Below are 12,701 nucleotides of genomic sequence, written 5' to 3' on the forward strand. Positions count from 1 at the left end.
TTTATTCCACGTTGGATAATTTTTCCATCAATAAAGCCAGTGCACTATGGTCCTTTTCGTCCCATCCAGCAGCTAATGCAGCATCCATATGATTGGCCACCAAGGCAGATCCATACAAGGGCACTTTGAATTCTTTTCCAGCCATTAAGGCAATGTTCATGTCTTTACGGTGCAATTTCAATTTAAACCCTGGGTCAAAATTTCGGTCAATAATCCTTTGACCATGTAAATCAAGGATCCTACTTTGTGCAAAACCGCCTAAAAGTGCTTCTCTCATTTTTTCAAGATTCACTCCAGCCTTTTTGGCCAAAGTGAAAGATTCGGCCACCGCTTGAATGGTCATTCCTACGATCATTTGGTTACATGCTTTTGTCAATTGGCCTGCACCTGCATCTCCTATAAGAACAGCACTCTTGCCCATTACATCAAACAATGGCTTTAGCGTGTCGTAGGCCGACTGTTTTCCTCCTACCATAATGGATAAATTACCCGACTCGGCACCAACCTGGCCTCCCGAAACAGGAGCATCCAAAGCATCCACTCCTTTAAGAAGCATTGCTTCTGCCACTTCTCTAGCCGTGGAAGGCGAAATAGTAGACATGTCTGCAAATACACTTCCTGATTTGATTCCAGCCAAAACACCAGTATCTCCAAAAACTACTTCATTTACTTCCGGAGAATCTGGAAGCATGGTAATAATAATCTCTGAATTTGAGGCTACCTCTTTACAGGTCGAAAATGCAGTTGCTCCTTTTGGGGTTAAATCTCCAGCAGCTTTATTGCTGTCTAAGATATTTAAACTATAGCCTGCATCGATTAAATTGATCGCCATGGGCTTACCCATAATTCCCAATCCTATAAATCCTACTTTCTTCATAATAGTTGCTCTTTATAAATTTAAAATTGTCACTTATTCTATGGTGTTAATAGTTCTTTTCTAATTCAAGTGTCAGCCCTCTTCATCTTTTAAAGCCTGAAGAATACCTATAATATGTCCATAGGCGAAGGAAAAAGCTTGGGAACTTGCCCCTTCTGCCTCATGAGTTGGCACGTGATCTGGCATTATCATCCCGTCAAATTCAACATCTCTCAAGGCCCTTATAACATGAAAAAAGTTCATTTCTCCATTGTCTGGATAAACTTCCTGAAAATTATTATAGTTGCCCTTAATATTTCTAAGATGAACATTGAATATTTGTTTTTGCTTGCCAAAATATTCTATAATCGGAAAGATATCGTTTTTAGGATCCCTTAAACCTTCCGCAATGGATCCAATACAGAAATTAAACCCATGGTAGGGACTGTCGGACAATTTAGCAAACCTCTTCATCCCTTCAAAAACTTCAGGGCTATTCCATCGCATTATTCCTTTGTATTGGTCAGGAACAGGGGGGTCGGCGATATGATTTCCCAATTGTACTTTGTATTCTTCCGCCACTGGAACAATCCTATCCAATAAATACGCGATTCTTTCAAAAATTTCATCGGCATCAACGTTCCCTGCAATGGTCATTGGTTGCTCTCGTTTAAGTGCTTCTTCATAATTCCAAGTGCTGTAGGAGGCATTACCTCGCTTTGGGTCTATGGTTCTTCCTGTCCTCAATACAGGCAATATGGTCGTATTGTAATTCAGCAATTTGACCCCTGATTTGGCAGAAACTTCGATCATCTGCTGGATCATTTCTATTTCCTTGTCTCTTTCTGGACTTTTCCCCAGCATAATATTGGGAACTTGGACTCTATCAATGCCTGCAGAGGTCAAGGGAAGGTGATAGGCATCCAAACTAATCCCAAATTTTTCGCATGCATCCCTCTTTCTTAGGGAATCTTCCAAATCCCATCCTACACCGGGTATAAACTTTGGCATACCTCCATCCATATTATAAACCCCGTGCCTCGCCTTAAAAGCCAGGTTTTCTTCAGAGGTTCCTCCCGACTGGCAGCCAACTTTCATCAAAAGCTTTTTTGCGGGCATTAATTTATTGCCAGATGGACTGGATTTAGACCTATCTGCCCCCATGGCCACAGAGGCTGTGGTTAAAGCTCCTGCAGTACCAGAAGCAAACAACTTCATAAATTTCCTTCTTTGAAGGGTTTTAAGGATATTTTTCATACTATTCTGGGTTTACTTTCAATGTTAAATTAATGGGAAAATTTTTGCAGCAATCATAATTGTAATTAGACCGACCAGGCCCATGATCGTGAGCAATGGCGAAAAGGTGCGCAATGCTTCCTTTTCTGTAAGGTTACTCATTTTACACACAATCCAAAAGCCGCTGTCGTTCATCCATGGAACGAGTTTAGAGCCACAAGCAATGGCTAATCCAAGGTATAAATGGTGAAAATCTAAACCAGTAGTAGACATTCCTGATAAAATCCCTGAAGCTGTAATCATGGCTACAGTCGCTGATCCCTGAGCAGTCCTAACAAGTGCAGTAATAAAGAAGGCTAAAGGAATTAAGGCCATCTGGTAACCAGAAGTTAGGTCTGCAATTCTCAAACTAATACCTGTTTGCTGCAGCATCGCACCGAATGCCCCTCCTGCAGCTGTAATCAAAATGATCACGCCACCGCTGGTTAAAGCGGATTGAACAGCACCTTTCATTCCAGTACTGGCTTTATTTTTTTGAAGAAATAAGGTCAACAGTGCTGCCATAGCACCCATTATCAGGGCCATGTTTTTCTCACCAAAGAAGCGCAAAAATACTAAGAAAACATTGTCGTTTCCTGTTGCATTCACATCCATAAAGGTGTTGACGGTAGCACTTCCTGTAATCAATAAAAGGGGCACCAAAATAGGTGACAAGGAAATGCCCAATGAAGGCAAAAGTGATTCGTCTTTGTTGGCCAAAGCTTCAATTTCACTTAAAGGAGCATCCAATGATTCCCGAAGGGGAATGGGGGTTCTTTTGTTTACCCAAACTGCAAAGAAGTAACCAGCTGTAATGGTCACGGAGCCCACTAGAAACCCTCCTACCATCATCATGCCTATAGGTATATTCATTTCTGCAATGAGAAATAAAGGTCCAGGCGTAGGTGGAACCAATGAATTTGCCATGGCTGCACCTGCTGTAATACACAATACCAGCAACAAATAACTCTGCTTTAGCCGCATGGCCATGGCTTTGGCCAAGGGGATCATAAGGTAAAAGACCGTATCAAAGAAAACTGGGATACCAAGAAAAAAACTTCCGCTTAAAAATGCCAATGGGGCATTTTTCTCTCCAGTTACGCCGAGAATTGACCTGACAATCCTTTCTGCGGCTCCACTCATCAACATGGCTTTGCCTATAATCGCTGCCATGGCTATCAAAATACCGATTTTACCTACCGTACTTCCAAAAGCAGCAGCGATACGTTCTCCTATGGAAGTACTCGCCAAAGCATTCGCAGCCGATTCAGATTGCCCTTTGCTTAAAGCAAATTCCACGATTGCTGCAGTAGGTGTTAACCAGGCCACAACCAATGCTGCTAAAATAAGGGCTATGAAAGGATTTAACTTCCCTCCAATAATGCCACCAACAACGATGGCCATTCCGATTACTAAAATAATTAAAGGGTCATGTAGCATTTACCTACTCTTTTTTTATTTTAGATGAGTTCAGTTTACTGGCAAGTGCCCTCGCACCATTGGCTACAAAAGTAGCGTCTGCCCCACAGGCAATAAGTTGGATACCCATGGCATTGTACTTTTCAAAGTCATTGGGATCAAAAATTAAAATGCCCACAGCTTTTCCTGCATTCTTTGCTGCTGTAATGATTTTATTTACTGCTTCTACAAATAAAGGATGGGCTAAATCTCCATCTATCCCCAGTGCCATGGTAAGGTCTGCTGGACCTATAAAAAGCACATCCACTCCAGGAAGAGCAGCAATTTCATCCAATTCCTCTAAAGCTTCTACTGTTTCGATCTGTATAACCCCAAGTAAGTTATCCAAGGTCCCCTCCTTATAGGCATCAAAACTTTTACCAAAGCCAGTTGCTCTAACCATTTTAGCCACGCCCCTCACTCCCATTGGTGGGTAATGAATTCCTGCTATAGCTGCTTTGGCTTCGGCTGAGGATTTTATCCTTGGGACCATTACTCCACTTGCTCCCAAGTCGAGTACGCGGTGAATTCTTTCTTTTTGGTAGCTTTCCACCCTGACCAAAGCTGCTGCAGGGGTATGTTCCAGGGCCTGAAGCTGGTGCAATAGATCGGATTGCTCTCCTGCTCCATGTTCCAAATCTATTAGTACCCAGTCATAACCTGACGACCCCACAATTTCTGCGGTCACCGCGCTGCCAAGATTCAGCCAGCAACCAGCCAATGTTTCGCCAGCATTTATTCTATTTTTGATTTTTTTCATTTAAGCTTTACTTTCTTAGCACAGACCTTGAAATAGGCAGTCCATTTTATGCATTGTGATGGATTGAATATTAACCCCTTATTTAAGTAATCCGGATTATGCAATTGTCATAAGATTACATAATCCGGTTTTTATTTTATTGATAAATAGTCAAGAAATTCATTACCATTTGGTATGGTTTTATTGCTTGACATCCCACCAAACCCTGGTATCAAGGTTGTCTGCTCCCATTCTACTAGTAGCCTGGTCCACATTTGCTTTATTTACGGTCAATTCAGCATCTGGATAGGTCAGTCTTCTAATAAAATCTTCCTCTTTCAGATCACTACCAGGATAGGGATTAGGATCCACGTCAGGGTAACCTGATCTTCTAAAGTTTGACCAGGCTTCATGACCAATTAAATAGGATGATACCCAATACTGGGTATTTATTAGTTCCAGCTCTTTTCCTGATTCTAGCGGATGTGCAGCAATGTATGCCTCTATCTCCTGGGAAGGTATGGAGACGTTACTACCCCACAATGCCATTTGTTCCATATGCGCTCTGATACCATCATGGTAAAGTTGTTCTGCATCACCAGGAGCCCAACCTCTAAAAGCAGCTTCTGCCCAGAGTAAAAGCGTTTGTGAATAGGTAACCAGAAAATTTGGGGCTTCAGGATTTCCCATTCTACTTCTGTCCAACTGGCTATAGTTGAAAAGACTCGCTAATCCTGCTTCCGCTACTACAGGTATGATTGTGGTATTATCATACCCTTGAGGCATCCCAACCTGTGCATCAAAAGTCCTGTTAGCATTGGCTTCTACTTGATCATTACCACTAAGGGCATTGTTATACCTAACAGCTATTGAGGTTAATCGTGGATCATTATTGGCTTGCAGAAAGTTGACAAACTCCTCATCAAGGTAGTAGAATGGTGCTTGGCCTCCATTCAGGTTGGTACCTACCCCATTTCGATAATCAGCATTGTGTCTTACTACTGCATTGTCATCATTGGACTGCATTAAGCCTCCTGCTACTGCCTTGCTAGCATAGGAAGCCGCTAAGGTAGGATTGACCTTTGACAAACGCATACCAGCTCTGAGCATTAATGAATTCGCTAATCTTTTCCATTGTTCTACATTTCCGCTGTACATCACTTCCTGACCTATGGCATCATTTGAAGCATTTAAACCTTGTGCGGCAGCTTCTAGATCGCTTAATATTGCTGTATATATACTTTCCTGAGAGTCGTATTTTGGGAAAACCAAACCTTCAATATAGCCTTTACCAGCTTCGGAATAGGGTATATCACCATAGGTATCTGTTAACATTAAGAAAGTATGCGCCTTCCATATCTTCAAAATATGGGCGAGATTAGTTCTGGAAGGTGTGGCTTCAAGATTGGCTAAACCATCAATAAGGTTCTTTAAAACAGTTCTGTAGCCATTGTCCCAGTTGCCTTGGGTAGCGGCTCTATTGTCTTGATTCAAATTACCACCAGTACCCACGCCTTGAAAAGGAGTTATCATTTGTCGAACTATGGTTACCTCATAGGTCAAGTTGTTGTATCCAGGTGAACTAGAAATAATAGCCTGATTCAATTGAAAGCTAGGATCAATAGAAGTGAGTCGAACAGGATTGGTGTTCATTTCATCAAAACCTGAATCACAGGAGAATAGAATGAACAGTAAAATAATGGGATAGATATATGATTTTTTAGACTTTTTCATCTCTGATAATTTTAGTTGTAACACATGTTTGATTGGAGGTTGCAAAGCCATTAAAACTTCACATTTAGGTTAAAACCAATACTTCTTGTAATAGGTAATCCGGTAGCTTCCAGACCAGCATTATTATCTGAGATTATACCATTTTGGTCAGGGTGAATGTGTGGCACCCATTTTTTAATTACAGCTACATTGTTCGAAACAACATTGAATTTCAATCCCTTTATAAAGTTATTGTTCTGAATTAAACTACTTAAATCATATCCCAGTGTTAACTGGCGTAATTGCCAAGATCCAGCATTGAATACAGATTGCTCAGACATTCTTCCAGAACGAATGGTTTCATAAAATGGCTGTATAGCTGACTGGGCTGTATTGACCTCTCCATTCGGGTTAACCCCATCTCCAACTACAAATCCCTGATCTCTGCCAACAAGCGTGGCTTTATCCAAACCATGTCTATAGGCATTGATATGCGTTCCAGAAATCATTTTGTGACCTAGTTTGAAATCTATTAAGAAGGAAAAACTAAGCTTTTTATAATTGAAGCTGTTGGTAAAACCACCAACCCATACAGGTATTGCCGAACCAAAATTCAATTGTTCGTTTGATCTTAGTGGGCGCCCGCTATTTGGATCAAAAATTTGTCTACCCTGATCATCTCTAAGGAAACCCCAACCGTACAATTGCGCCATTGGCTTACCTACCTCTTGCCTTAACTCTCCATGAAACTCTGCGTCTCCTACTGTAATAAAAGTACCTTCTACATCATCTCCAAGACTTAGTACCTTAGATTGGTTATAAGAAGCATTTGCTCCAAAATTCCACTCAAAGTCAGCCGTTTTTACTGGAGAAATGGAAGCATACATTTCCACTCCTTTGTTCTCACTTTCTCCTACATTAATCAATTGATTGATATAGCCTGATCCATCAGAAATTTGCGCTTGAAGAATTTGATCGGAAGATAACTTGTCATAATAGGACACTTCAAAACGAAGGTTATCGAACAAAGTCATTTCAAGACCAATTTCCTTTTCAGTGACTCTCATAGGTCTCAGATTGGCATTCGGTACCACGGAACCACTAACTGAGCCTACAGGTTGGGCAACTCCATTGGAATTGGGGAATTGTTGTTGATTAATATTGTAGAACAGGTTATTGGCATATGGCTGCACATCTGTATCACTACCTACTTCCGCATAGGCCAATCTAACCTTTCCAAAGGAAATCCAATTGGGAAGGTTTTCAAAAGCCTGAGAGAAGACAAAACTACCTGTTATTGATGGGTAAACGATACTTCTATTGGCTGGAGAAAGGGTAGAAAACCAGTCATTTCTAACCGTTCCATTCAAATAAAGGAAACCTTTCCATGACAATTCAGAACTCGCATACAAGGAATTTACCTGTCTTTCAGAAATGCTGTAATTGGTGGTGATTTTACTTGAATTACCTATTGTATAAAGATCACGGGTATAAAAGTTTTCTCCCAAGAGGGTGTTAACATCCAGTTTTCGGTACATTTGGTTACCTCCAAGGTTGACCAATAATCCAAAGTCTCCAAATGTCTTGTTCATACCAACAAGAAAATCTGTATTGACTTCCCTAAATCTTCTAATGTCCTGAATGTATTGGCCATTTACGAATCCTGGAGGAGGTGAGGATTGTCGTTGAGACCCCGTAGGCAAATTGTATTCAGAATCTCTGGAATAAAAATCTTGTCCAAACCTACCTTGTACATACAACCAATCAGTGATGTCATATTTGGCTGTTACATTGCCATATACCCTGTCTCTTATGTTGTTTTCAAATCTCGAAAGTGCAAAATAAGGATTGGTTCTATTGGTAAATCTAGAATAAGGGAATTCATCACCATTTTCATCAAAAGCATATTCTTCTAACAAAGCCAAAGGCAGAGAGCTTGCCAAAGTATAAATGACCACAGGGCTAAAATCCTGCTCTGCTATGTTTGGTGGATTTATTCTATCTTCTTTAGAATAATTTATATTTCCTGAAACCGTTAATTTTTTTATGTTTTGAGTAAAACCTAAGTTAATGGTTTTACGGTTGTAATTGGATCCTGGTAAAATGGCTTTACTGTCCATATTGGCAACTGACAAGCTAAAACCTCCGTTTTCGCCACCAGATGAAAGGGTGATCGTATTGGATAGTGTGGACCCATTTCTATAATAATCTCTGATTTTATTTGGTTGGGCGGTATAAGGTACCTCTACGCCATCAAAGAGAATCTGAGTCATACCAGGTTCAATTTTTTCTCCGAAACTCCAAACGCCTGAAACTGGCCGTGGTGAATTTGGTCTTATTCCTCCTTCACCTTGTCCATATTCATATTGGTAATCGGTATAATCTAATGGGGTATCATTGGTGTAATTGGTATTGAGTTCAATTTGTATTCCCGATCCTGAGGCCCTGTTTCTAGTAGTAATCATGATTACGCCATCCTTTGCTCTTGCTCCATACAAAGCTGACGCTGCAGCTCCTTTCAATACAGACATTGAGGTAATGTCATCAGGATTAATACTACTTAAGCCATCACCGCTATCCGACTTTCTGTTGCTACCCACTTCAGAAACATCTCCACTTACACCAAAATTTGTATTGTCAATAGGAACACCATTCACTACGATCAAAGGAGAGTTGTTTCCTCCGAAAGAAGAAACGCCTCTAATCCTGATTTTACTACTTCCCTGAGGTCCTGAGCCCATGGAGGTAATGTTTACCCCAGCTACTTTTCCCTGTAGGGAGTTGATGAAGTTTGGCGTCCTGTTAATGGTCATTTCATCGGATGCTACCGTAGAAGTGGCATAACCTAGACTTTTAGCCTCTCTTTTGATACCAAGTGCTGTTACCACGACTTCATCCAAACCAGCAATGGCCTCAACCAAAGTGATATTTATGATAGACCTCGAGTTGACTTCAATTCTTTGGGTGCTGAATCCTATATAAGAAACTGATAGGACACCATCCTCAGGAACATTTAAGGAGTAATCACCATCAATATTGGTAATGGTACCTATGGAGGTACCAACTACAGAGATGGCAACGCCCGGTATAGGCTCCCCACTATCATCAGTGATCTTACCCCTTATGGCAATATCTGCCTCATTCAATACAATCACTAGGTCGGGATTTTTGGCTTTGCTCTCCAAAAATTTAACACTTATATTGTTATTGACTTGTTTAAAATGTAGATTTTTTAATCTTGCAAGGTCTTTTAGAATATCTGCTACCGATCCTTTGCTTCGATCTAGGGTAAGCACATCTTTGTCTACTATGGCTTGATCCGTATAGAAGAACTTATACTCGGTTTTACTTTCTATATTTCCTAAGAGATCTTCTAAATTTCCTTCCAAGAAGTCCATTTTAATCTTTACATCCTCAATACTCTTGGCAGTATTGGCAGCCAATGCAGGCAGCATTGTGACCATGCTTAGCATCCCTACGATCAGTAATCTAAACTTTAGGGCGTTAAACTTTTTAAATAAAACTTGTTTCATGGGATTTTGGGTATTGGTTAGAACTAATTTTATTACTATCTATTCATTCACTTTTTGTATTTATTATTACTTGATTTTTATCGATTTCGGATTTAAAGTCCAAAGCATGTCCCAGCACTTTTAGTACATTGCTGAGGTAGGTGTTTTTTTGAAAAGTGCCATTGCAGGTTCCTTTCGGGATTTTTCCTTTTACAGTTATTTGCACTCCATACCAATTTTCTAATTTCTTTATTGCCCTTTCAAAATTTTCATTCTCAAAATGGAGAATGCCTTCCTTCCACACAGAAATCACCTCTGGGTCTATCTTGTACTTTTCTATATCATCATTTGAAGGAATAATTTTACTTCCTTCTCCAGGAGCGAGTAGTAATTCTTTGCCGGAGGAGGAATCCATTATTCTTAAAGAACCTGTGGCTAGTCCAATTTCAACGGATTCCTGATCAAGAGAATTTATATTAAATGAAGTACCTAAGACTTGGGTTTTAACATGAAAGGCTTCGACAATGAATGGGTGCTCCTTGTCTTCAAAAACTTCAAAAAATGCCTCCCCTTTTAGGTACACATACCTGTTTTCAATAAAGTTTTCGGGGTACTGTATTTGACTGCCTGCATTTAAATATACCCAAGAACTATCTGGCAATAATATTTTGGACTTTACTCCTTTGGGATTTGACTTGCTTATCCATACCGGCTCTGCTGACTCTTTAGAGATCTGTCCAGTAATACCTGGTAAAATATCCAAGTGTTTTAGCACTAGAATTAAAGCGAACAGACAGGCAGCGTACTTGATGAATATCTTAAAATTTGAAATTTTTAGTATGGAAAACTTATTAAAAAAATCGTGCTTTTTTTTCTGGGTAGCCTTACTATTTAATTTAGAGGAATAAGGGGATGCTGTAGGATTGTCTATAGTTGATTTTTTTTCATCTTGATCCCTCCATGTAAGTTCAAGGAGTTTTTGAAAATTAGCTCTTCCCAAATCACTTTCAAGAAAATGAAGAAATTCTACCGCTTCTTTCTTTGAAAGATTGCCATCATGAAAATCTTGCCACTTCTTCTTAAAGTTATCCATTTAGAACCTTATTGTTTATATGGTATATATCCTCAATTACCTACATTTACTTACGTCACCTTTAATATTTAATTAATTTTTAATTATTTAAACTCATTATTACAAATTTTCATGATATAGGTGATAATATTAATAAATCAATAACATCATCAATAATTCGTAGGGAATCAATTCATTGGAAATTAGTTTCTTTTTAAGTTCTTTCGTTGCTTTATACAACTGATTTTCGACGGTTCTTTTGGAAAGATGCAGTTTTACGGCAATTTCATCCGCAGTCAAGTGCTCAGAGAATTTTAATGAAAACACTTCTTGTTGCCCCTTCGGCAGTGAAGCAATGGCTTTGTTAGAGAATGATTTGATTTCTTCAAAAAGAATGGCTTCCTCAGTGCAGTTGTCTTCTTTGCTTAGAAATTGGATGTTGTATTTTTGATAAGCAATGTCCAAAGCCTGTTTTCTGGATCGTTTAAATATCAACGATCGCATAATGGTCAATAAATAGGCATTAAAGGACAAGGAATTGTCCAATTGCCCTCGTTTTTCCCACACTTTTAAAAACACTTCTTGCACCACCTCTTCCGCGTCTTGTTGATTTAAATACATTTTCTTGCAGGTGTTTAAAATTTTCGGTGCGAAAAAATTATACAAATTAATGTAGGCCTTTTGATCTCCCGTTTGCAACAAGCCTACAAGCTCAGGAACGGATTGCTGGTTATTCATTTAATAGGTTTATTTAGAAACATCACAATACAAGTAATGAATTTTTCTATAAATACACAATTATTAGCTATAAATCCATAATTATACAGCACACCCTATTGATAATTAAAATTTTTTACAAATAAGATAGAGGTTAAGTAAATTTATATTGAATTTTTATGAAATAATTGAATTAATGGATTATATCATAGTTAATTTGCTTTTTTATAGACTAACGATGATTTAGGATAAGATTTTTTATGCGGATAGCTGTTATCACTGAAAAGCTTTTCAAAAAATGCTCACTTATAAATTTTTAAAAATTTAGATTTTTCCATCTCTTATTTTGTATAGATCCTACATAATTGCCTTCCACTTTGGATTCTTCCCAGTTACAGCAAAATACTTTCAACTAATCCCATCTAGACTACAGTCAATCGATTAAGTGCTAACCTGCTGTTGCGTTTTTTTATCATATCAAGAAAAAAATCCGGCTATTGAAAATTTTATTCCAGATTACCACCTATTTCTATCAATTTTAAAATGCCTTATTAGACTTAAAAATCAAGCTTATTAACGGTCCTCATTGTCCTTTAGGATTTTTCAATGCTCCTTTTCAATTAATATTGTGCCAACCGCTATGCTATATCGGTTGCTTATGCTTAAATTTAAAATTAGATCAATGAATACTATTAAAAATGAAAATTCAATTATTCGGAATTTCCAAGGACATTGTTGGTAAAAGAGAACTAGAATTCCCAGAGGACCCATCCATTGTGACCGTATTGGATTTAAAGAAATGGTTATTGGAAAAATATCCACGAATGGGAAACCTTAACAGTATTGGTATTGCTGTTGATCTTGAATATGCTGATGACACCTTGGCCATTGGAACTGCAAAAGAAGTGGCCTTAATACCACCAGTAAGTGGAGGATAAAATGATACAAATAAAACTGGTTGATCAAATTGAGCTAAATGAGATATACTCCTTTTTGCAACATCCTGAAGCAGGTGGAATGGATCTTTTTATTGGTAATGTGAGAAACCATGCCGAAGGGAAAGATGTTGTAAAATTAGAATTTGAGGCTTATGAACCGATGGCTATATCGGAAATGAACAAATTAGCAGAAATTGCAGCAAAGAAATGGCCACTCAAAAAAATAATAATCGTTCATGCGTTGGGAGTCAAACAAATAGGAGACCCTGTAGTGGTCATTGGTACCTCATCCGCCCATAGACAAGACGCCTTTGAGTCATGTCGATTTCTTATAGATGAACTTAAGAAGACTGTTCCAATTTGGAAAAAAGAATACTTTACCGACCAAACGGTATGGGTAAATGCACACCCTTAATTTTGG

At 38.8% G+C, this 12,701-nt stretch carries 10 protein-coding genes; 2 read left to right on the top strand and 8 right to left on the bottom strand.

Going from position 1 to position 12,701, the window contains the following annotated elements:
* Window position 1: 1 nt before the first annotated feature.
* From AAC073_RS18475 to AAC073_RS18510, 8 genes are all read right to left on the bottom strand, one after another.
* Window positions 2–877, bottom strand: coding sequence for a 2-hydroxy-3-oxopropionate reductase (locus tag AAC073_RS18475; RefSeq protein WP_339925287.1), 876 nt, complete (start codon window positions 875–877; stop codon window positions 2–4).
* Window positions 878–949: 72 nt separating this feature from the next.
* Window positions 950–2,113, bottom strand: coding sequence for a mannonate dehydratase (locus AAC073_RS18480; protein ID WP_339925288.1), 1,164 nt, complete (start codon window positions 2,111–2,113; stop codon window positions 950–952).
* A gap of 24 nt (window positions 2,114–2,137) precedes the next feature.
* Window positions 2,138–3,571, bottom strand: a complete 1,434-nt coding sequence (locus AAC073_RS18485; protein WP_339925289.1) for an SLC13 family permease — start codon at window positions 3,569–3,571, stop codon at window positions 2,138–2,140.
* Between the two features lie 4 nt (window positions 3,572–3,575).
* Window positions 3,576–4,349, bottom strand: a complete 774-nt coding sequence (locus tag AAC073_RS18490) for an aldolase/citrate lyase family protein (protein WP_339925290.1) — start codon at window positions 4,347–4,349, stop codon at window positions 3,576–3,578.
* Window positions 4,350–4,529: 180 nt separating this feature from the next.
* The gene (locus tag AAC073_RS18495) at window positions 4,530–6,062 is read right to left on the bottom strand and encodes a SusD/RagB family nutrient-binding outer membrane lipoprotein (RefSeq protein ID WP_339925291.1); all 1,533 of its coding nucleotides are present in this window, start codon (window positions 6,060–6,062) and stop codon (window positions 4,530–4,532) included.
* Between the two features lie 50 nt (window positions 6,063–6,112).
* Window positions 6,113–9,574 carry a SusC/RagA family TonB-linked outer membrane protein gene (locus AAC073_RS18500; protein ID WP_339925292.1) on the bottom strand — a complete coding sequence of 1,154 codons (3,462 nt, stop codon included), beginning with the start codon at window positions 9,572–9,574 and terminating at the stop codon, window positions 6,113–6,115.
* A gap of 43 nt (window positions 9,575–9,617) precedes the next feature.
* Complete coding sequence (locus AAC073_RS18505; protein ID WP_339925293.1) at window positions 9,618–10,646, bottom strand: FecR domain-containing protein; 1,029 nt, start codon at window positions 10,644–10,646, stop codon at window positions 9,618–9,620.
* A 129-nt stretch (window positions 10,647–10,775) separates the two neighbouring features.
* A complete protein-coding gene (locus tag AAC073_RS18510) occupies window positions 10,776–11,363 on the bottom strand; it encodes a sigma-70 family RNA polymerase sigma factor (protein ID WP_339925294.1) in 588 nt (195 codons plus the stop codon).
* Between the two features lie 677 nt (window positions 11,364–12,040).
* Here AAC073_RS18510 and AAC073_RS18515 point away from each other — a divergent pair.
* Both AAC073_RS18515 and AAC073_RS18520 read left to right on the top strand, forming a co-directional pair.
* Window positions 12,041–12,280, top strand: a complete 240-nt coding sequence (locus AAC073_RS18515; RefSeq protein WP_339925295.1) for a MoaD/ThiS family protein — start codon at window positions 12,041–12,043, stop codon at window positions 12,278–12,280.
* A gap of 1 nt (window position 12,281) precedes the next feature.
* Window positions 12,282–12,695 (top strand): molybdenum cofactor biosynthesis protein MoaE, encoded by a 414-nt coding sequence (locus AAC073_RS18520; protein ID WP_339925296.1) that lies wholly within the window; start codon window positions 12,282–12,284, stop codon window positions 12,693–12,695.
* The last annotated feature ends 6 nt before the right edge of the window (window positions 12,696–12,701 follow it).

The sequence above is a fragment of the uncultured Cyclobacterium sp. genome (assembly GCF_963977555.1).
Taxonomy (GTDB): domain Bacteria; phylum Bacteroidota; class Bacteroidia; order Cytophagales; family Cyclobacteriaceae; genus Cyclobacterium.